Consider the following 21656-nt stretch of genomic DNA (forward strand, 5'->3'; position numbering starts at 1 on the left):
ACGACGTGGATTCATGACGCCCGGTAGGGTCGGCACGGTGAGCGTGCCAGCCGTCCCCGTCTCGCCCGGCCCGTCCATCGAGCCCGCACGAGACCCCTACCGGGTGTATCTCGACTCCCTGACCAGCGCCGAGTCCCGCCGCACCATGCGCGGCTGTCTCGACAGGCTCGCGGCGCTCGTCTCCGGCGAGGAGGTCTCCAGCGGCGCGGGCCAGCCCTGGCACCTGCTGCGCTACGAGCACACGGTACGCATCCGCGCCCTGATGACCGAGCGCGGCTGGTCCCCCTCGTACGTCAACAAGCACCTGGTCGCGCTGCGCAGGGTGCTGCGCGAGGCCTGGCGGCTCGGCCTGATGACCGCCGAGGAGTACCAGCGCGCCGCGGACCTGCCGACGGTCGAGCACACCCGCCTGCCAACGGGCCAGCACGTCCCGCCTGAGGTGGTGGGCGCCGCGCTGGCCGCCTGCGATCGCGACGACTCCGCCGCGGGGGTCCGCGACGCCGCCCTGCTGGCGGTGCTCTACTCCACCGGCTGCCGCCGCGCCGAGATCTCCGGGCTCGCGCTGGGCGACTACGACCCCGGCTCCCGCTCGCTGCGGGTGCGCGGCAAGCGCGACAAGGAGCGGATGGTCTACCTCACCACCGAGGCCGTGGCCAGGATGGAACGCTGGCTGGCCGTACGGGGCCGCTCCGCGGGTGCCCTGTTCTGCCCCATCAGCAAGTTCGGCCGGCTGCGGACCAGGGACCGCGGGCCAGCGCCCATGACCGGCCAGGCGGTCGCCGACATCCTGGCCAGGCGCCTGGCCGAGGCCGGCGCCGGGGCACGTACCCCGCACGACTTCAGGCGCACCTTCATCGGCGAGCTGCTCGACGCCGGGGTGGACCTGGCCACCGCGCAGGCCCTCGTCGGCCACTCCTCCCCCGCCACCACGGCCCGCTACGACCGCCGTCCCGAACGGCGCCGCCGCGAGGCCGTCGACAGGATCACCCTGCCCGCCCCCAGGCCACTCTGACCGTCGGCGCGGGACCGCGAGCGGTGATCCACCGGTACCTGCGGCCCTCTGATCGAAACCCGGACTCGCCACGATTCACCAGCCGCACCGTAACTGTCGGTGGCGCCCCCTACTATGAGCCACCTCAAGGAGGGATAACCGCTCATGGTCAACGCACTGAGGGTTTCGCTGCTGGTCACGACCGACCTGCCACCGGATACCGACCTGACGGAGTTCGGGCGGTTACTGGTCGACTCGGTGCGCACGCTCCAGCGGGACGAGGTGACATATCCCGCGTTCCTGCGCGGCGGGGTGTTCTGGCTGGACCGGCCCCTGCCGCCGTCCGACGACGGGATTCCCCGCGCGGCGGCCGAGGAGCTGCGGTTCGCGGCGCTGCTGGGTCACCTGTCGGCCGGTCAGCCGCCGGGCTCCTCGAAGGAGACGGTCGCCGACGCCTGCCGGGCGATCACCGCCGCCGTCGCCGCCAGGTACGGTGACCTGGGCAGCCCGCCCGCTGTGATGGCGATCCGCAGCGAGGACGTGCGCGAGCGCACCCCTTCCTCGGCCGTCTCCGTCGGGCCCGCGGAGACGCTCCCCGGAACCGCGGACCTCTCCGCCCGGGACGCGTGGTCCCGGGCGGAGAGATCCGGGCAGGTGGAGGATCAGCCCATGGCGACGGCCGGGAAGGTCCAGGTCCCGGAGCCGACGGCGTAGAGCGTCACGGTGTCCGCCGTGCGGGCCCGGACGGTGCCCTCCGTCGAGCGGGCGTCACGTGCCGGAGACGCGGGCCTGACCGTAGGGGACCAGCCGGACCGGGCCGATCAGGCCGTAGTTCTGGCGGGGCATGCCGCTGTAGACGCCGGGGTCGGCGACGCGCAGGCGGTTGTTCAGCGTGGTGGCCACCTCGACCTCGATGGTGTTGCGCCCGCGGCGCAGGTGCGCGCCGAGGTCCACCACCGGGTTGATCAGGTCGACGGGGGGCAGCCGCCTGCCGTTGACCGTCACCCGGCAGGTGTCGAACACCTCGCCCAGTTCCAGGTAGGCACCGTGCCCACCGGTCCACCCGGCGCCCAGCTCGACGACGGCGGTGTAGCGGCCGATGCCGGAGACGTCCGCCAGCTCGGGGATCTGCGGCCATGGCTTGAGCGCGTCGAGCGCCGGCTTCCATGTGGCGACGGCCGTCTCGGTGGCGGAGGCGCCCGGCTTCCAGTCCTCGGCCTCCAGCCGCCACGTGGTCAGCGTCATCGGCTCGGGCAGGGCCTCGATGACGGTCGTGACCGTGCGGCCGTTGGACAGGACGGTCTGGTAGCTCCCGGCCTGGGTGTCGCGCACCATCAGCTCTCCGTCGATGAAACGGACCTCATCGGCGGTGGTGGTGACGGCGTTCTGGCGGCGGCCCCCCTTGGTGCCGAACAGGCCGGGCTTGCCGAGCGCGATGACAACGGCCTGGCTCGGCTGGAGGGCCACCCTGACCCGGACCCGGTCACCGTCCTCGGTGTAGGCGGCGATCCGATCGGCCTGACCGGTCCAGAGGTCCAGCCGGTACGGCACCGCGTCGCGGGTGGTGCGCGTCAGCGAGATCTCGTGGTCGATCGCGGCGACCGGCGGCTTCACGGTCTCGGCGTGCTTGCCGTTGCAGAGGTAGTAGTAGTCCACACCGTCGGCGACCCGGCGGGCGTTGAGCAGGGTCGAGCTCTGCGCGTACATCGCGTCCGGCCGCAGTCCCAGCTCGGCCAGGGCCTCGCCCACCCGCGCCTTGTCCGCCACGACGCGCACCTTGGGCTGGGCGAACAGCTCGGCGAGGATCGTCCGCAGCCGCTCGTTCTCGCCCTCCTTGGCCACGCCTGGCACCTTGGCCGCCGACCAGTCGCCAAGGAAGATCAGCGACAGCCCCGCCCTGGTGTAACCGAGCAGCTTCTCGGCGACGACCACCGGGAGCGTGCGGTCGCCGCCGGCGAACAGGTCGCCCTCGACGAACAGCGCCTTGTACCCGGGCCCGCCGGGCGCCAGCCGGCCTCCGGACACGGTCGCGCTCGGCAGGTCGAGCAACGGGGCGCTGAGGAACTGGTGGGTCCAGCCGAGCGGGATGCCGCTGGCGGTGAACCAGTTGGCACCGATCCCGGTCTTGGTGTAGCCCTTCTGCCGGAAGACCGCCACGTCCGCCCTGACCGTTCCGGCCTGCATCACCTGGTGGACGCGGCTCAGGTAGCCGGAGACATCGCGGACGTGCCGCCAGGTCGGGTGGCGAGGGCCCCACGACTCGGAGTAGCCGACCCCGCCGTTGTACGGGGTGAAGGCCGCATAGCCCGGCCAGTTGACGCCGGGGGCCGAGGCGTAGGAGAAGCCGTGCAGGTAGGTCTGGTTCAGGCCGGCCGCGTACGCGCCGCCCATGGTCCGCAGGAACTTCTCCCACGTCGTGTTGTAGGCACCGCCCTGGTACGCTCCCGCCTCACAGGACAGCACGATCCGGCCCGCCATGTCCCGGCCGCCGGCCAGTGCCCGGTAGTCGTCGAGGTTCTTGAACCCCAGCGACTCGCCCTCGGGGACGTCGAGGATGGCGGCGGACGCGATCGCGTCGGTCTCCAGCCCGTACGGCTGGGCGCGCAGCCCCATGCCGATCGTGTGCGCCCAGTCGCGGAGCATCGTGAAGTGGTGCTCGTTGAAGAGGTCGGAGACCGTCTCCCAGAAGTCATGCCGGACCTGCCGGGTCAGTTCCGCCTCGTAGGAGTAGACCGGGTTCTCGTTGTTGCGCACGATCACCGGCAGGTACCGGTGGAGCGGGTAGCCCCGGCGCCGCTCGAACTCGGCGGGCAGGTCCGGCGTCCAGTTGAGCGCGTCGGTCTCCAACTCGATGGAGTCCTCGAACAGGGCGCCACCGGCCTTCTTCAGGAGCTCGCGGATCCGGGGGGTCAGCAGGTTGGCCTCCCAGAAGTCGATCACCGCCTGAGTCCCGGCCCGGCTGAAGTGGTCGACGACGTAGGAGAGCGGGTCAGTGTGCGGGTCGGACTCGGGGCGCTGACCGGAGCCGCGCTCCCAGTACGACAGGATGACCCACTGCCCGTCGGCCGGGGCGGTCCAGCTGAGCTGCCCGTCGGCGACCTGGCCCGTCAGGTCCTGGACGGAGGCGGCGTCGAGCCCGGTCTCCTTACGGGTGGAGTTGGCCGTGTCGACCCGGACCGCCTGGACGAGGATGAGCTTCTGCACGGTGACGCCGGGGGCGGCGGCGACGGCGGGAGCGGGGGCGGGACCGCTGTACGCCGCGCCGGCCGCGACGGTCGCGGTGCCGTAGGCGAGCTCCTTGACCGCGGCGGGGCTGTCGGCGGTAATGGTGGGAACGGCGGCGGGCCAACTCGGCCCGAGGGTGATGTCGATGGTGATCCCGCGCTTGGCCGCCTGGTCGAGAGCGGCCTCGACGGCGGCGTTCCATGCCGGCGTGCCCCAGCCGTTGGCCGCCACATCGAGGACCGACTTGTCCTTGATGCTGTGGTGGACGGCGGCGATCTCCGCGCCGCCGAAGCCGGCGTCGGCGATCTGGTCGACCTCGCGCCTGATCTCGGCGGGATCGACCTTCGCGTCCGGCCACCACCAGCGGAACCTGGGCTGTACGTCGCGGCCCGGGTTGGCGAACCAACCGGTGAGGTCCTTGTCCTTGCCGAGGATCTGAGCGGAGGTCCGGGCGGTGGCCGCGCCCGGGAGGGAGCTCCAGCCGACCGCGGTGACCGCTCCGGCGAGGGCCCCGGCCTGCAGGAGGCGCCTACGGGTGAACCGGACGTGCCGGGCGCTGTCGTTACTCATCGAATCTCCTTGAGCGTGGAGACCCCGAGCTCTGGCTCTGGGGGGTGCGGAAGCACGGCGCGGCGCCGCGCGGTTCGGTAAGGGGTTCGGCGGTGGCGCTGACAGGCCGCCGCGGTGTGATCGACGGGTTGGCGGAGAGGTGAGACGCCTGTGGACGCGACGTGGGAACCGGCCGGCTCAGGCCGGCCGGGCGGTTGCCGGTGGATCGGGAATCCCGGCCCGCGGGGGCCGGAATTCCCCGGCCTCAGCCGCGGGGAGGACGGTCAAGGTGTCGCTTCTCCCCGGGGTCGCAGAGGTGTTCTCGGGCGTGGGCGGATGGACCCCGGACCGTAGGATCCGGGGTCGACGTCGATTGGGTGCCGGGTGGTTCACCCCCGCGCGGGGTGCTCTCCCCGAAGTCGCGGGCCGCGCCGCCGCCCGGTGGAGTGGTCATTCCCTCGGGAGGGGCGGCCGGCGGGGCCTCGCTTCAGGGCTGGACGTGGACGACCTCGATGCCGAGCAGGTCGGCGACCGCGCGCAGTTCGGCCAGCCGGTGGCCGATGCCCAGCGCCCAGTGATGGGAGATGCCCGTGGCGCTCCACGCGTCGGTCCACTCCCCCGGGTCGCAGCCGAAGTCCACCCGCGAGGTGGTGTTGCCGATCCGCAGCAGCGGACCCTCCACCGTGACGCCCTCGGAGACCACGAAGGCGAACGTCCCGTCGCGCCGCTGCAGCAGGCCGAGCGTGGTCACCGGACCGTGCGCCACGTCGAACTCCACCGAAACGCCCCAGCCGCGCTTGCCGTGGTAGACGCCCAGCCCGCGCAGCAGCGGCCGGCGCGCGCTGATCGCCAGGTGGGCGGGGCCGTCATGGCCCATCTCCACATGGCCGCGCGCGAAGTCCAGCGCCTGCAGTTCGGTGAACGAACCGCCTGCCCCGAGCCGGTCCATGACCAGCATGGCGAGCGAGGTACGCAGTTCGTACTCACCGGCCGTGGGGATGCCCCGCGCGGTCAGCAGGGACGAGCCCAGGATCATGCCCGCGCCCAGCCGCTCGTGGATCTCCCCGTCCAGACCCCGGTGGTAGTAGGCCAGGCTGTCGAGGGCGAAGTCCTCCACCAGCCGGTCCAGCCCGACCGAGACCCGCGCGGCCCAGGCGAAGTCCTCGTCGTTGACCGTGTCGGCCAGCTCGAAGACCTCCCGTGCCAGACCGGTGCGCTCCTTGACCTCGGCGTCGGTGACCTTCTCCACCCGCACCCGCAGGTCGTCGAACTCCAGCACCTCCACGTGCCCGCCGAGGTTCACCGGCACCAGGGTCAGGTCGGTGGCCACGTCGAGCATGCCGGGGTACAGGTGTCCCATCAGCCCGTGGCGGCCCCGGCGCAACGCGGCGCGCACACCGGCGGCCCGCACCCATCGGCCGATCTTGGCCCAGGCCCGCTCGTCCTCCAGGTACCCCGACACCGACCGGAAGGGGATGCCCGCGCGGATGAAGGTGTTGGCCATCTCCGGCAGCGGGCACGCCCCGCAGTAGGCGAGCCACTGACCGGTGTCGAAGGTCGCGTGGTCCATCGACTCGCTGGGCTGGAGATTGATCAGCAGTACCGGCGCGCCACTGCGCTGCGCGACCGGCAGGAGCATCGTCGCGGTCATGTACGTGGTCAGGAAGCCCACGATGATGTCACAGCCGGCCTCGCGCAGCCTCTCCGCCGCGACCGCGCCCTCCTGGGCGTCGGAGATGAAGCCGACGTCGACGACGTCACACCCCAGCTCCCGCATCCGCTCCGAGACGCGCTCGGAGGAGCGCCGGAGCTGCGGGAGCAGGTCGGGGAACTGCGGCCAGTAGGCCCCCAGCCCGCCGGCGACCAGCCCCACCTTCGTGCGGGGCGGGACGATCCGATCCAGAGCCGTGGTCAAGACGTTCTCCTCTCAGCGGGGATTGCCACGGGAAGCGGGGTCAGCGCAGGAAGGCGGCGGCGACACCGGCGTCCACCGGGATGTGCAGGCCGGTGGTCTGGGTGAGCTGGGTCAGCTGGAAGACCGCGGCGGCGATGTGCTCGGGCAGCACCTCGCGCTTGAGCAGGGTGCGCTGCGCGTAGTACTCGCCCAGTTTCTCCTCCTGCACCCCGTACACCGCCGCCCGGTTGGCCCCCCAGCCCGAGGCGAAGATGCCGGAGCCGCGCACCACCCCGTCGGGGTTGATGCCGTTGACCCTGATCCCGTACTGGCCCAGCTCGGCCGCCAGCAGCCGCACCTGGTGCGCCTGGTCGGCCTTGGCCGCCCCGTAGGCCACGTTGTTCGGCCCGGCGAACACCCCGTTCTTGGAGGAGATGTAGACGATCTCCCCGCCCATGCCCTGGCCGACCATCACCCGGGTGCTCTCCCGCGAGACCAGGAACGAGCCGCGGGCCATGACGTCGTGCTGCAGGTCCCAGTCGGTGACGCTGGTCTCCAGCAGCGAGCGTGACAGCGACAGGCCGGCGTTGTTGACCACCAGGTCCACCCCGCCGAACGCCAGTACCGTCGCCTGGAGCGCGGCGATCACCTGTGCCTCGTCCGTGACGTCCATCCGCACGGCGGTCGCCACGTCCTCGACCCGGTAGGCCCTGGCGCCGAGCTCGGCGGCGACCTTCTCCGCGGCGTCCAGGTCGCGATCGGCCACCACCACGCACGCGCCCTCGGCGGCCAGCCTGCGGGCGGTGGCCGCGCCGATGCCCGAGCCGCCCCCGGTGACCAGCGCGACCCTGGTGGCCAGCGGCTTCGGCGCCGGCATCCGGCGCAGCTTGGCCTCCTCCAGTTCCCAGTACTCGATCCGGAACTTCTCGCTCTCCTCGATCGGGGCGTAGCGCGACAGCGCCTCGGCGCCGCGCATCACGTTGATCGCGTTGACGTAGAACTCCCCGGCCACCCGGGCGGTCTGCTTGTCCCGGCCGAAGGAGAACATGCCCACCCCCGGCACCAGCACGATCGCCGGATCCGCGCCGCGCATGGCGGGTGAGTCGGCGGTGGCGTGCCGGCCGTAGTAGGCCGCGTACTCCTCGCGGTAGGCGGCGTGCAGCTCGCGCAGCCGGGTGACGGCGTCGTCGAGCGGAGCCTCGGCGGGCAGGTCGAGCACCAGCGGGGCCACCTTGGTGCGCAGGAAGTGGTCGGGGCAGGAGGTGCCCAGCGCGGCCAGTTCGGGGTGACGCTCGCGGGACAGGAAGTCCAGCACCTCGTCGGTGGCGGTGTAGTGGCCGACCTGCGCCACGTCGGTGGAGGCCAGGCCGCGGATCACCGGGAAGAGCGCGGCGGCCCGCTCGCGCCGGGCCTCCTCGGGAAGCGGCCGGTAGCCGGGCCTGACCGGGCCGAACGGTTCGGCCGCGCCGTGTTCGGCGATGTGGGCCTCGGCGGTCCGGATGATCCACAGCGAGTTGGCCTCGCACTCCTCGGAGGTGTCGCCCCAGGCGGTGATGCCGTGGCCACCGAGGACACAGCCCACGGCCTGCGGGTTGTCCTTCTTGATCGCGGCGATGTCGAGGCCGAGCTGGAAGCCGGGGCGCCGCCACGGCACCCAGACCACCCGGTCGCCGAAGATCCGTGCCGTCAGCGCCTCGCCGTCGGCGGCGGTGGCGATCGCGATGCCCGCGTCCGGGTGCAGGTGGTCCACGTGTGCCGCGTCCACCAGGCCGTGCATCGCGGTGTCGATCGACGGCGCCGCACCGCCCTTGCCGAAGGCGCAGAAGTCGAATGCGGCGACCATCTCATCCTCGCGTTCGACGCCCGGGTAGACACCGCTCAGGGCGTGCAGCCGGTCCAGCCGCAGTACGGCCAGGCCCGTCTCGGCCAGCGTGCCGAGGTCTCCTCCGGATCCCTTGACCCACATCAGCTCCACGTCGGAGCCGGTCACCGGGTCGACGGCCACGCCCTTGGCCGAGGTGTTGCCGCCCGCGAAGTTGGTGTTGCGCGGGTCCGCGCCGAGCGCCCGTGACCGCTGCAGCAGTTTCTCAACCGGCGTTCTCATGAAATATCCCCCAACGAATGAACCGTGTTCTCAGAGTGCGAGGCGCGGGTCTCAGGCGCCCCAGCCGGCCTGGGCACCGCCGACACGCTCGGCGGCGATCTTCTCGAAGTACCCCGAGCGCGCGTAGGCGGCCATCGGGTCGGGGTCCAGCCCCCGCTCGGCGCGTACCTCCGCCAGGAGCGGGCGCACGTCGGTGTTGTAGGCGTCCATGAACACCCCGTTGGCCCCCAGCACGTCACCGGCGGACTGCGCCGCCGCCAGTGCCGCCCGGTCCACCAGCAACGCCTTGGCCGTGGCCTCCTGCACGTTCATCACCGACCGGATCTGCCCGGCGATCTTCGGCTCGATGTTGTGGCACTGGTCCAGCATGAACGCCACGTCCTCGGTGTATCCGCCACCGCGAACCACCTCGAACATGATACGGAAGAGCTGGAACGGGTCGGCGGCCCCCGCCATCAGGTCATCGTCGGCGTAGAAGCGGGAGTTGAAGTCGAACCCGCCCAGCTTGCCCTCGCGCAGCAGGAACGCCACGATGAACTCGATGTTGGTGCCCGGCGCGTGGTGCCCGGTGTCGACCACCACCTGTGCCTTGGGGCCGAGCTTGACGCAGTGGGCGTAGGCGGTGCCCCAGTCGGGCACGTCGGTGGTGTAGAAGGCCGGCTCGAACAGCTTGTACTCCAGCAGGAAGCGCTGGTGCTCGCCCAGCCGGTCGTAGACCTCGGCCAGCGACTCGGCCAGCCGGTCCTGCCGGGAACGGATGTCGTCCTGGCCGGGGTAGTTGGTGCCGTCGGAGAACCACAGCTTGAGCGTGTCCGAACCGGTGGCGTCCATGACGTCGACGCACTCCAGCAGGTGGTCGGTCGCCTTGCGCCGCACCCGCGCGTCCGGGCTCGTCACGCTGCCCAGCATGTAGTCGTCGTCCTGGAAGACGTTGGAGTTGATCGCGCCGATCCGCACTCCCAGGTTCGACGCGTGCGCCGCGAGGTCGGCGTAGTCGTCGACCCGGTCCCAGGGGATGTGCAGCGCCACGCTCGGCGCGGCGCCCGTGAAGGCGTGCACCTGCGCGGCGTCCGCGAGCTTCTCGTACGGATCCCGGGGCACCCCTCGCTGGGCGAACACCTTGAACCGGGTACCGCTGTTGCCGTACGCCCATGACGGGGTCTCGATGGCCTGCGCCAGCAGGGCGGTCTTGATGTCGCTCATCGAAGCTCCGGGGCGGCCCCGGCCACGGCCGTGGCAGCCCCTCCTCCTATCTTCCTGATCCAGTGGGGGTACGCGGTCCGACCGTTCCGGCACGCACGCCGGCCGGTCCCACCCGGGCACGGCGCGCGCGGGTCGGGCGCGCCGTGCCCGGCGGTGTCCGTCAGAAGTCGAACTGGTCGATGTTGGCCTTGTCGAAGACGAAGGGCGGGCCCAGGATGATCTCCCCGTCCTTGCCGATGGTCCGCTCGCCGAGCCTGCCGGCCTTGAGCACCTCGCCCTCGGCGCCGGTGATCTGTCCCGAGGCCAGCGCCGCGGCGGCGTAGGAGGCCAGGTAGCCCAGGTCCTTGGGGTTCCACAGCGCGAACTTCTCCACCGTGCCGTCCTTGACGAACTGGCGCATCTGGTTCGGGGTGCCCAGCCCGGTCAGCACGACCTCGCCCTTGTACTTGGAGCCGGAGATGTAGCGGGCGGCGGCGGAGATGCCGACCGTGGTCGGGGAGATGATGCCCTTCAGGTCCGGGTATGCCTGCAGCAGTCCCTGGGTCTCCTGGAAGGATTTCTGGTCGTCGTCGTCGCCGTAGGCGACCTTGACCAGCTTCAGCTCGGCGTACTCGGGCTTGCCCAGCTCGTCCTTCATGAACTCGATCCAGGTGTTCTGGTTGGTCGCGTTCGCCGTCGCCGACAGGATCGCCACCTCGCCCTTGCCGCCGATCATCTCCGACAGCAGTTTCACCTGGCTGCGTCCGATCTCCTCGGAGTTGGCCTGGTTGATGAAGATGTCCCGGCAGTCCTTGGAGGCGTCGGAGTCGTAGGAGACGATCTTCACACCCTTGGTGCGGGCCTGCTGAAGCGGGCCGCACACCGCGTTGGCGTCGTTGGCCGCGATCAGGATCGCGTCGTGGCCCTGCTGGGTCAGCGTGTTGATGTAGGACACCTGCGAGGAGGCCGAGGCGTCGGAGGGACCGACCTCCTTGGCCTCGCCCTTGAACTCGGCCGCCGCCTCGATGCCCGCCTTGTCGACGATCGTCTCGTAGGGGTTGTTGATCTGCTTGGGCAGGAACGCGAGCTTCAGCCCTTCCTTGAGCGGCGCGTTCGGGTCGGCCGTGGCCGGAGCCGAGGCCGCCGGGGCCGAGGAGGCCGCCGAGCCGGCCGAGTCCTTGGTGGTGCCGCCGCCGCAGGCGACGAGCCCGAGCGAGAGCAGGCCGGCCATGACCGCGGTCGAGGCGGACCTTCGCGAAACAGTGAACATAAGCGCTTCCTCAGGATGCGGGGGGTGTGGGCGATGGGACGGGTGACGGACGGCGCCGGCGTTGCCCGATGACGGCAACGAGACGCGGGGTGATCACCGAGATGATCAGGAGGAGTCCGGTGACGATCGACTGGATCTCCGTCGACACGTCGTTGAGCATGAGCAGGTTGCGGAGAAGGCCGATGAGCAGCACTCCGGCGATCACCCCGCCGAGGGTGCCCTTGCCGCCGTCGAAGTCGACGCCGCCCAGCAGGACGGCCGCGATGACGGCCAGCTCCAGGCCCATGCCGTTGTCGGCGCGGGCGCTTCCGTAGCGGAGGGTGAAGATCACTCCGGCGAAGGCGGCGACCGTGCCGGAGAGCACGAACAGGATGAGCTTGACGCGCTTGACCCGGATGCCGGCGAACAGCGCGGCCTCCTCCTGGGCGCCGATGGCGAACAGCGAGCGGCCGAATCCGGTGGCGTGCAGCACGACGCCGGTGATGATCGCCAGCAGGACGAACAGCGCCACCGGATAGGGGATCGGGGTACCGGGAACATCCTCCACGGCGAGGGAGACGTACTGCTGCGGGAACTCGGCGATGGCCCTGTCCCCGAGCACCACGTAGGCCAGCCCCCGGTAGAGCGCCAGCGTGCCGATCGTCACCGCCAGCGAGGGCAGTCCCAGCCTGGTCACCAGCAGGCCGTTGACCAGGCCGCACACCGCCCCGACCACGACCACCAGCGGGATGATCGTCTCGATCGCCCAGCCGGCGTCCCACAGGGTGCCGACCAGCGCGCTCGACAGGCCGAGCACGGAGGCCACCGACAGGTCCACCTCGGCGGCGACGACCAGCATGGTCATCGCCAGTGCGATCAGCGCGATCTCACCGAGGTCGCCGAGGGCGAAGGACAGGTTGTCGACGCCGGCGAAGCCGGGCGATCCCACCGAGCCGCCGATGAAGACGAGCACCAGGAGCAGGCCGACCAGCACGTCCCAGCGGAGGAGGCGGCCTGGCGAGCCACGCTCCGGCAGCCCGGCGAGGGACGGAGCGGCCGTGTCCGCGGCGCCGGTGGCGGACTTCACGTCAGGAGCCATGTCGGGAGTTCCTCCTCCGCAGTACCCTCGCGACCCGCAGGGCGAGCAGCCGGTCGACACTGATCGCCAGAAGCAGCAACGCGCCGGTGATGGCCTGCTGCCAGAACGGGCTGACCTTGAGCACGACCAGCGCGCTGGTGATCGTGGTGAGCAGCAGCGCGCCGAGGGCCGCGCCGTACACGGTGCCGACACCGCCGGTGATCGCCACGCCGCCGACCACGACGGCGCTGACCACCTGGAGTTCCCAGCCGTTCGCGGCGTCGGCGACGACGGTGCCGAACCGGGAGAGCCAGAGCACCCCGGCCAGGCCGGCGAGCGCACCGCTGAAGAGATAGGCCGCCATGACGCGGCGCCGTACGGCCACACCGGCCAGCGCCGCCGCCTCCGGGCTGGAGCCGATGGCGTAGAAGTCCCGGCCGGAGGCGTAGGAGCGCAGGTAGTAGCCGACGGCCAGCATCACCAGGACGGCGATCATCGGCAGGTACGGGATGCCGAACACCGTGCCGTTGCCCAGCGACAGCAGCGCCGGAGGGAGGTCGACGGCGTTGATCTGCCTGCCGTGGGCGATGTAGTGGTCGACGCCCTGGATCACGTACAGCGTGCCGAGCGTCACCACCAGGGCCGGGACTCGGCCGAAGCTGACCAGCAGGCCGTTGACCAGTCCGCAGAGCGCGCCGATCGCGACGCCCAGCACCACCGCGAAGACGATGCCCCTGCCGTGGTCGGCGGCGAGGAAGTCCCCGACGGTGAAGGCCACCAGGCCGACGACCGAGCCGACGGACAGGTCGATGTTGCGGGTGATGACCACGACGGACTGGCCCACGGCGAGCAGCACCAGGATGGAGGCGTTGAGGAAGATGTCCTTGACGCCCTGCTCGGACAGGAAGTTGCCGTTGACGCCCACGGTCACGATGACCAGGACGGCCAGTGCCGCCACGATGCTCAGCTCGCGGGCCCGGAAGACCAGGTCCACCAGGTTCCGGGTGCTCCGCCCGGCGGTGACGGTGCTCACGAGGCATCCTCCGTCCGCCGCATGACCCGGGCACCGCGCTTTCCGGCGCCCTCGTTCCTGTCGATCACGAGGTCCCTCCGGTCGCTGCGGTCATCACGCTCTCCTCGGTGGCCCGCTCCCGCGGGATCTCGGCGACGAGCCGCCCCTCCTGCATGACGAGCACCCGGTCGGCCATGCCCAGCACCTCGGGCAGGTCGGAGGAGATCATCAGCACGGCGAGCCCGTCGGCGGCCAGCTGGGACAGCAGGCGGTGCACCTCGGCCTTGGTGCCCACGTCGATGCCCCGGGTGGGCTCGTCGATGATGAGCACGTCGGGCTTGGTGGACAACCACTTGCCCAGCACGACCTTCTGCTGGTTGCCGCCGGAGAGCACGTTCACCGCGTCCGACAGCCGGTTGAACTTGAGCTGGAGCCGGATGGCCCAGTCGCGGGCGCGGTCCCGCTCGGCGGCCCGGGATATCACCGGGCCACGGCGCAGCGCCTTCAGGCCGGTGATGCCGATGTTGCGCTCGATCGAGTGGTCCATCACCAACCCCTGCTGACGCCTGTCCTCGGGGACCAGGGCCAGGCCCGCGGACATCGCGGCGGTCGGGGACGCGGGCGGCAGCCGCTCTCCGTTGACCTCCACGGTCCCGGCGTCCCAGCGGTCCACTCCGAAGACGGCCCGGGCGACCTCGCTGCGCCCGGCGCCGACCAGCCCCGCCAGTGCCACGATCTCGCCTCGCCGCACCTCGAAGGAGACGTCGGTGAACACGCCCTCACGGGTGAGCCGGCCGACCTTGAGGGCGACCTCGCCGACCACGGTCTCCTGCTTGGGATAGAGGTTGTCGAGGTCGCGGCCGACCATACGGCGGATCAGGTCGTCGTGGGTCAGGCCCGCGACGGGTTCGCTGGCGATCCAGCCGCCGTCGCGCAGCGTGGTGACCCGCTGGCAGAGCTCGAAGATCTCGTCCAGGCGGTGCGAGATGAACAGCACCGCGCACCCCTGCTCGCGCAGCGCCTTGACCACGTTGAACAGCCGGGTCACCTCGTTGCCAGACAGCGCCGCGGTGGGTTCGTCCATGATCAGCACCCGGGCGTCCCGGGAGAGCGCCTTGGCGATCTCCACGAGCTGCTGGTCGGCGATGGACAGACCACGGGCCGGCTGCTCGGGGTCGAGCGCCACGCCGAGCCGTTTGAACAGCTCGGCGGCCCGGCCGTGCATGGCCCTGCGGTCGATGCGGCGGAGCGCGGCCTTGGGCTGCCGGCCGATGAAGATGTTCTCGGCGACCGACAGGTCGGGGAACATCGTGGGTTCCTGGTAGATCACGGCCACGCCCGCCTGCTGGGCGTCGGCGGGACTGCCGAACTCCACCGGTTCTCCGTCCAGCAGGACCTGCCCGGCGTCCGGACGGTGCACCCCGGCCAGGGTCTTCACCAGAGTGGACTTCCCCGCGCCGTTCTCCCCGGCGAGCGCGTGCGCCTCTCCGGCGTAAAGGTTCAGAGAGACCTCGCGCAACGCCTGCACGGCGCCGAACGCCTTGCTGACCCCGGCCAGCGCCAGGACCGGAGGGGCCCCGTCGGGGGGCGGCCCGGGTGGCGCCTCCCCTTCGCCCGGTGCGGTCACCGCGCCACACCCCTTCCCTGCTCTAAAAACGTTTTAGAAGACTGACCGGACGCTAATCCGCAGCGTCCGGCGTTGTCAATGGGTGGTGAAGCTCTCGTTTCCAACGCGTTACGACAACTACGCAGGCAGGGGGGTGGTAGGCCTACCGCCATCTTTGAGTAAGGTCTTGCCGACATCGTGTAACACGTTTTAATCTATGCCGGGTCAAGGGGGGCAGCGGGTGAGCGGCGTCGGCATCAAGGAGGTCGCTCGGGTCGCCCAGGTCTCCCCCGGCACGGTGTCCAACGTGCTCAACCGGCCGGAGCGGGTCGCCCCCGAGACCCGGGAGCGCGTCAGGCGCGCGATCCGCGAGCTCGGCTTCGTCCGGCACGGCTCCGCCTCGACGCTGCGCGCCGGGCACAGCCGGACCATCGGGCTGTCGCTCATGGACATCGGCAACCCGTTCTTCACCGACGTCGCCGCGGGCGCCGAGGAGGTCGCCAGCGAGCTCGGCTACGCGGTGATCCTCGGCAACTCGGGAGGTTCCCGCACCAAGGAGGAGCACAACCTGCGCGTGTTCGCCGAACATCGGGTACGCGGCGTGCTGATCACGCCGTCGGACGACGATCCCCGGCGGCTCGACGAGCTGCGCGAGCGTGGCATCAGCGTGGTGCTGGTCGACCACCCGGCGTACCGGCCCGACCTGTGCTCGGTGAGCGTCGACGACGTGGCGGGCGGCCGGCTGGCCGCCCGCCACCTGCTGGAGCGCGGCGCGCGGAGCATCCACCACATCACCGGCCCGCTGACCATCCGGCAGTGCGCGGACCGCAGACGGGGCGTGGAGCTGGCTCTCACCGCCGCGGGTCTCGCCCCGGCGACCGCGCTGGAGACGGTGGAGATGCCCGCGATGACCGCGCGGGCGGGCCAGCAGGCGGCGGAGCGGCTGATCCGCTCCCGGCGGCTGCCCGAGGCGATCTTCTGCGCCAACGACATGCTCGCCCTCGGTGTACTGCGCGGCCTGCACCAGGCCGGGGTCGGCGTGCCCGGTGACGTGGCCCTGATCGGCTACGACGACATCGACTTCACGGTGGCCTCGGCGGTGTCGCTGAGCTCGATCCGTCAGCCCACCTACGAACTCGGGCGGATCGCCACCGAACTGCTGCTGGACGAGTGCGGCAACCCCGGCGAGCACGCCCACCGGCAGATCATGTTCCAGCCCGAACTGGTCGCCCGCGAGTCCACCGGCCGAGAGGCGGACGGAACGGCGGCGGCCACCTGACCACGAGTGGTGAGTGACAGATGAGCGTTTACGCGGCGGTCGACCTGGGAGCCTCCAGCGGCCGGGTGATGACGGCGCGGATCGAAGGCGAGCGGATCGGCCTGACCGAGGCGCACCGCTTCGCCAACCGCCCGGTCCGGGTCGACGGCACCCTGCACTGGGACATCCTCGCCCTCTATCGAGGGGTGCTCGACGGGCTTCGCGAGGCCGGGCCGGTCGACTCGATCGGCATCGACTCCTGGGCCGTCGACTACGGGCTGCTCGACGGCGCGGGACGGCTCATCGGCAACCCGGTGCACTACCGCGACGGGCGGACCGACGGGATCATGGAGCGGGTCGTCGCCGACCTGGGAGCCGACACCCTCTACCAGGTCGGCGGGTTGCAGTTCCTGCCGTTCAACACCGTCTACCAGCTGCTCGCCGAACCGGATCTCGGCCGCGCCGAGACGCTGCTGATGATCCCGGACCTGCTGACCCGCTGGCTGACCGGTTCCGTCGGCGCGGAGGTCACCAACGCCTCCACCACCGGCCTGTACGACGTGCGGACCGGCGACTGGGCACGGGGGCTGGCGGAGCGACTGGGTCTGCCCGCCGGGCTGCTACCGGAGCTGCGGCACCCCGGAGCGCCCGCCGGGACGCTGCTGGCCGAGGTGGCGGCGGAGACCGGGCTGCCTGACTCCACCCCGATCACCACGGTCGCCTCGCACGACACCGCCTCCGCGGTGGCGGCGGTACCCGCGAGCACCGAACGGTTCGCCTACATCTCCTCCGGCACCTGGTCGCTGGTCGGGCTCGAACTCCCCGAGCCCGTCCTGACCGAGGAGAGCCGTCTGGCCAACTTCACCAACGAGGGCGGCCTCGACGGCACCGTCCGGTACCTGCGCAACGTGATGGGTCTGTGGATCCTGCAGGAGTGCATGCGCACCTGGGGCGAGACCGACGTGGCCGGCCTGCTCGACGCCGCCGCGCAGGCCGACCCGTTCCAGGCGGTGGTCGACCCGGACGATCCGGTCTTCATGCCCCCCGGCGACATGCCGGCCCGGATCACGACCTACTGCGAGCGAACCGGCCAGCGGCCCCCGCGGGGACAGGCGCAAACCGTACGGTGCGTGCTGGAGAGCCTGGCCCTGGCCTACCGGCGCACGCTTCGCGACGCCGTGCGCCTCAGCGGCCGGGATGTGGAGGTCGTGCACGTGGTCGGCGGCGGCGCCCGCAACGCGCTGCTCTGCCGGATGACCGCCAACGCGACCGGCCTGCCCGTGGTCGCCGGGCCGGTGGAGGCCGCCGCCCTCGGCAACGCCCTGGTCCAGGCCCGCGCCCAAGGGGTGGTCTCCGATATCCGCGCCCTGGTGCGGCAGAGCGAGCAGTTGGTCACCTACCTCCCCGAAGGGGACGACGAGCCGTGGGCCCGCGCGCAGGCCCGGCTGGCCGACTGCTGAGCCTTCCTGCGGCGCCGCGCCGGCGATCCCCGCGGCCGGCCGCCGAAAGAGCACACCCGCGCCTTGAACCTTCCCCTCGCACGCCGCTCCCGGCGGATGAGACCGCACCTCGCGGGCCGGGACGTCGCGCGGCGGGGCCGCCCGATTCCCGCCGTGAGCTGCGAGTGGCCGGAGGCCACCGGCCCTGTCTGACACGCCGGTGACGGGAGAAGCGGAATAACCACCGGCGGACGTCCGTTAGAGTGATCGTGCCGATGTGGTTTGTGTCCCCCGGGCCGCAAATTACCGCCTTCACGGAATACCGTTCGGCTGGAGCCGTGTTGTGCCTCTCGCCGAGGAGGCGACCGCCACATCGGCACCAAGACATCGCGTCCCGCGAGCCCCCAGGGCTCGCGGGACGTTTCTTTTTCACCGGGCTCGACCGGAGGATTTCGTCGGGCTCGCCCCGGAAAAGGGCCACGCTGTTGGAGGAGGGCTACAAACCCGGCCGCTCCGCTTGTGCGGTTGCGTACAACCGTCAGCCGTCGGGCCACCACCTAGTGTGGTGAACCCGTCTCATGAGGAGAGTCCGTGCTCTATCGCCTGACCAAGACTGTCAGCGCTCCGCTCCTGCATCTGCTCTGGCCGACCACGGTCACCGGGCATGAGCACGTTCCCGTCACGGGCCCGGCCATCATGGCCTCCAACCATCTGTCGATCCTCGACTCGACCTTCCTGCCGCTGGTGCTCAAGCGCCAGGTGCGCTTCGTCGCCAAGGCCGAGTACTTCACCGGTAACCCCGTCACCGCGATGTGGATGCGCGCCACCGGCCAGATCAGCATCGACCGGCAGAGCCCGACCTCGGCCCAGGACATGCTCGACGCGGCGGCGAAGGTGCTCGGCAACGGCGAACTGTTCGGCATCTACCCCGAGGGCACCCGCTCTCCCGACGGCCGCCTCTACCGGGGCAAGGTCGGCGTCTCCTGGCTGGCCCTGGCCACCGGCGCGCCGGTGGTCCCGGTGGCGATGGAGGGCACCGACAAGGTGCTGCCGATCGGTGCCGCGAGGCCCAGGCCTGGCCGGGTGAACGTCCGCATCGGCAAGCCGATGACCTTCACCGGCTCCGAGACGAGCGCGCGCGACCGGCGCAGGGTGACCGACGAGATCATGACCGCGATCCAGGAGCTGTCCGGGCAGGAGTACGTGACGAGCTACGCGCCCAGCCGTACACAGGGCAAATGATCATTTATCGGAATATCTCGCGCAGGTCACGCTAGGCTGCGGCCCTGGGGGACCGAGAGCTGAGGGGATCACGTGGCACGGGGCAGAACGATCGCGATCACATCGGTGGCCGTCGTACTGGTGGCGGGGGCCGCCGGCGGCGGCGCCTGGTGGTACCTGCACACCAGGGGCACGCCCCAGGAGACCGCACAGCGATTCGTCAGCGCCTGGCAGAGCGGCGACCTGGCGGGCATGCGCGCCGAGCTGGCAGCGCCGGATCCGGCACTCGCCACGACGTACGACAACATGCGCAAGGCCCTGGCGGTGGAGAACACCGTGGTACGGCTCGACGGGGTGCGCGAGACCGGGGACGGCACCGGCCAGGCCTCCTACACCGCGACGCTGAAGCTGAAGGACGTCGGTGAGTGGAGTTACTCCGGCAGCGTCGACCTGGCGGTCGTCGACCGGCACTGGCGGGTCAGGTGGTCGCCCAGTGCCGTCCACCCCGACCTGACCGCGACCACCGTCTTCGCGTTGAGAACGAAGTGGCCGGAGCGTGCCGCGATCACCTCCGCCGACGGCGCCCGCATCGACGGCGCCGACGTGGGCGGCTCGGTGCAGCAGCTCGTCGGCTACCTGGAGAAGGCCACGGCGAAGAGCGTCGCGAAACTGGGGGTCCCCTACAAGGTCGGCGACGCGGTCGGCGCGAGCGGGTTGCAGAGCACCTTCCAGAAGCGCCTGGCCGGCACCCCCGACACCGAGGTCGAGCTCGTCGGCGCGGACAAGAAGACCGTCAAGACGCTCGGCAAGATCGAGGGCGAGGCCGGAGAGAACCTGGAGACCAGCTTGGACATGCGGGTCCAGCGAGCCGCGGTCGAGGCGGTCCGCGACCTGGAGAAGACCACCGCGCTGGTCGCGATCAAACCCTCGACAGGCGAGATCCTCTCGGTGGTGAACAACAAGGGCGGCTTCAACCGGGCACTGGACGGCAACTATCCCCCCGGCTCGACCTTCAAGGCGGTCACCGCCGTGGGACTGCTGGCCGAGGGGATGAAGCCGGGCGATCGGGTCACCTGCCCCAAGGACGTCAAGGTCGGCGGCCTGCCGATCCGCAACTCCCACCACGCCGCCTACGGTTCGGTGTCGCTGTCCGACTCCTTCGCCCACTCCTGCAACACCACCTTCGCGCCCCTGGCCAAGGAGCGGCTGGGCGCCGACAAACTGCTGAGCACCGCGGAGCTGTTCGGTTTCAACAAGCAGTTCAGCATCGGCGTCCCGGCCGCCAAGGGCAGCTTTCCCAGAGCCCAGAGCGACGCGGAGCTGGCCGCGGAGTCCTTCGGGCAGGGCCGGATCACCGCCAGTCCGCTGATGATGGCCTCGGTGGCCGCCGCGCTGGCCGACGGCACCTGGCGCCCGCCGACCCTGGTCCCCTCGGTCGAGCAGAAGGTCGAGTCTCAGCCGCTCCCCGAGGCCGTCATGCCCGGCATGCACCAGATGATGTCCGCGGTGGTCACCAAGGGAACGGCGAAGGACGCGGGCCTGCCCCGGGGCACCCGGGGCAAGACCGGGACCGCCGAGTACGGCGCGCAGGACGACCTGAAGACCCACGCCTGGTTCATCGGCTTCCGCGGCGACCTGGCCTTCGCGGTGATCGTCGAGGAGGGCTCCGGCGGCGGGGCGGTCGCCGCCCCGGTGGCCGCCGACTTCCTGCGCGCCCTCGGCTGACGAACGGCCGCGATCGCGGCGGCGGCCGTTGTCACAGCGGGAACGCCGCGGCCGCCTCGTGGCGCAGCACCATGATGAGAAGCGTGGCGATCAACGTCGCGATCAGCAACCAGCTGAACATGATGATGACCGTCGAACGGCGCAGGCGTCTGGCAGAACGCCCCCGGCCCTTCGTGGTTCCGCGTTTGCGGCCACCGCCACCCTCCTTGCGCTGGACACGTTCGTTGAACGACTCCAGCCGCGCGGCGAGCCGCGGATCCTCATCGACGAGATGGCGCTCGATCTGCAGCAGCATGCGCTCCTCGTCTTGTGACCAGGCCATGCATCACCTCCCCGGAACGCAAGCCATGTGCCGACGTTCTGCCCAATCGTGAAGATCATTATCCGTTCCGAGGGCTGCGATTTACCTCTTCTTTTCGCAGGCGCGATCCAAGCACGTGATCATGCCCTCCCTCGGGGGCGGAAGGGCCGCGACTCAGCTGTCGGGCGATTCCCAGCCTTCTCCGCGATCTCGACATTCCCGCGGTCCCGATCACCGCCATCGGCCGCTCCGGCGGCTCGTCCGGACGGCCCCCGGGACGAGCGGCCCCCCGCCCGACGTCGGCGGACCGTCTCGGACGGCCTCGAAGGCGACCTCGCGCTCCTGGCCGCCACCGGCCGCCACCGGCCCGCCACCGCGAGCTCCGCGTGCGCGACACCGACACAGCGATCATCGGGGCATGAGTGAGCGCGGCGGCAGGAGCTCTCACCGGAGCCCCCGGACGCGAGGAGCGCACCTGATTCGACGTGCCGGCCGGCGCCACCCTCGGCCACGCACCGTATCCACAACCACACAGTCTGTGGGTGGTTGATGCTTGCAAAGGGTATTAAACCCCCTTGAGTGCCTAATCAAGGGCGTCGTCCATCAAGCACAACGGGGGAAACGATGACGGACACCAAGAACACCAAGGACAGCAAGAACAAGGCGGCGAAGAGCTCGGGCAAGAGCAAGAAGGCCGCCATAAAAGCGACACGCTCCGCCAAACAGGCGAAGAAACAGGCCGGACAGCCCGAGATCAGGTTGCCCGAGACGGGGTCCGTCCACCCGGGTGGACGAGCCTCCTAGCCGCCGAGGGCGTGAAAT

16 protein-coding genes are annotated in these 21656 nt (G+C 70.9%); 7 read left to right on the plus strand and 9 right to left on the minus strand.

Going from position 1 to position 21656, the window contains the following annotated elements; genetic code table 11:
* Positions 1-37 precede the first annotated feature (37 nt).
* Together ACFQVD_RS11715 and ACFQVD_RS11720 are read left to right on the plus strand one after the other, a co-directional pair.
* Positions 38-1012: a tyrosine-type recombinase/integrase gene (locus tag ACFQVD_RS11715; protein ID WP_343980622.1), complete on the plus strand. Its 975-nt coding sequence runs from the start codon at positions 38-40 to the stop codon at positions 1010-1012.
* Between the two features lie 144 nt (positions 1013-1156).
* Positions 1157-1705, plus strand: a complete 549-nt coding sequence (locus tag ACFQVD_RS11720) for a hypothetical protein (RefSeq protein WP_364155048.1) — start codon at positions 1157-1159, stop codon at positions 1703-1705.
* Positions 1706-1759: 54 nt separating this feature from the next.
* Here the strand turns inward: ACFQVD_RS11720 and ACFQVD_RS11725 are convergent, their stop codons facing one another.
* The 8 genes from ACFQVD_RS11725 to ACFQVD_RS11760 form a co-directional block, all read right to left on the minus strand.
* The gene (locus ACFQVD_RS11725; protein ID WP_343980620.1) at positions 1760-4786 is read right to left on the minus strand and encodes a glycosyl hydrolase; all 3027 of its coding nucleotides are present in this window, start codon (positions 4784-4786) and stop codon (positions 1760-1762) included.
* Between the two features lie 466 nt (positions 4787-5252).
* Complete coding sequence (locus tag ACFQVD_RS11730; RefSeq protein WP_343980617.1) at positions 5253-6680, minus strand: L-fucose/L-arabinose isomerase family protein; 1428 nt, start codon at positions 6678-6680, stop codon at positions 5253-5255.
* Positions 6681-6720: 40 nt separating this feature from the next.
* Entirely contained in the window at positions 6721-8763 is a 2043-nt protein-coding gene (locus ACFQVD_RS11735; protein ID WP_343980615.1) for a bifunctional aldolase/short-chain dehydrogenase, read from the minus strand.
* Positions 8764-8814: 51 nt separating this feature from the next.
* A complete protein-coding gene (rhaI, locus tag ACFQVD_RS11740) occupies positions 8815-9966 on the minus strand; it encodes an L-rhamnose isomerase (protein WP_343980613.1) in 1152 nt (383 codons plus the stop codon).
* A gap of 160 nt (positions 9967-10126) precedes the next feature.
* Positions 10127-11215 (minus strand): rhamnose ABC transporter substrate-binding protein, encoded by a 1089-nt coding sequence (gene rhaS, locus ACFQVD_RS11745; RefSeq protein ID WP_343980610.1) that lies wholly within the window; start codon positions 11213-11215, stop codon positions 10127-10129.
* A 10-nt stretch (positions 11216-11225) separates the two neighbouring features.
* Positions 11226-12293 (minus strand): ABC transporter permease, encoded by a 1068-nt coding sequence (locus ACFQVD_RS11750; protein ID WP_343980608.1) that lies wholly within the window; start codon positions 12291-12293, stop codon positions 11226-11228.
* Entirely contained in the window at positions 12283-13305 is a 1023-nt protein-coding gene (locus ACFQVD_RS11755; protein ID WP_343980605.1) for an ABC transporter permease, read from the minus strand. Before ACFQVD_RS11755 ends, ACFQVD_RS11750 begins: the two co-directional genes overlap by 11 nt.
* 64 nt (positions 13306-13369) lie before the next feature.
* Positions 13370-14911: a sugar ABC transporter ATP-binding protein gene (locus ACFQVD_RS11760; RefSeq protein WP_343980602.1), complete on the minus strand. Its 1542-nt coding sequence runs from the start codon at positions 14909-14911 to the stop codon at positions 13370-13372.
* A 196-nt stretch (positions 14912-15107) separates the two neighbouring features.
* Between ACFQVD_RS11760 and ACFQVD_RS11765 the strand changes: the two genes are divergently transcribed.
* The 4 genes from ACFQVD_RS11765 (at position 15108) to ACFQVD_RS11780 (ending at position 20533) form a co-directional block, all read left to right on the plus strand.
* A complete protein-coding gene (locus ACFQVD_RS11765; RefSeq protein ID WP_343980599.1) occupies positions 15108-16169 on the plus strand; it encodes a LacI family DNA-binding transcriptional regulator in 1062 nt (353 codons plus the stop codon).
* 20 nt (positions 16170-16189) lie between these two features.
* Positions 16190-17608: a rhamnulokinase gene (locus ACFQVD_RS11770; RefSeq protein ID WP_343980596.1), complete on the plus strand. Its 1419-nt coding sequence runs from the start codon at positions 16190-16192 to the stop codon at positions 17606-17608.
* A gap of 570 nt (positions 17609-18178) precedes the next feature.
* Positions 18179-18829, plus strand: coding sequence for a lysophospholipid acyltransferase family protein (locus ACFQVD_RS11775; protein ID WP_343980593.1), 651 nt, complete (start codon positions 18179-18181; stop codon positions 18827-18829).
* Between the two features lie 72 nt (positions 18830-18901).
* Positions 18902-20533, plus strand: a complete 1632-nt coding sequence (locus ACFQVD_RS11780) for a penicillin-binding transpeptidase domain-containing protein (RefSeq protein WP_343980590.1) — start codon at positions 18902-18904, stop codon at positions 20531-20533.
* A 31-nt stretch (positions 20534-20564) separates the two neighbouring features.
* Here ACFQVD_RS11780 and ACFQVD_RS11785 read toward each other — a convergent pair whose 3' ends face one another.
* The gene (locus ACFQVD_RS11785) at positions 20565-20855 is read right to left on the minus strand and encodes a DUF3040 domain-containing protein (RefSeq protein WP_343980587.1); all 291 of its coding nucleotides are present in this window, start codon (positions 20853-20855) and stop codon (positions 20565-20567) included.
* Positions 20856-21458: 603 nt separating this feature from the next.
* Between ACFQVD_RS11785 and ACFQVD_RS11790 the strand changes: the two genes are divergently transcribed.
* On the plus strand, positions 21459-21638 hold the full coding sequence (locus ACFQVD_RS11790; protein WP_343980585.1) for a hypothetical protein: 180 nt from the start codon (positions 21459-21461) through the stop codon (positions 21636-21638).
* Positions 21639-21656 lie beyond the last annotated feature (18 nt).

The sequence above is a fragment of the Streptosporangium amethystogenes subsp. fukuiense genome (assembly GCF_042665875.1).
Taxonomy (GTDB): Bacteria; Actinomycetota; Actinomycetes; order Streptosporangiales; family Streptosporangiaceae; genus Streptosporangium; species Streptosporangium fukuiense.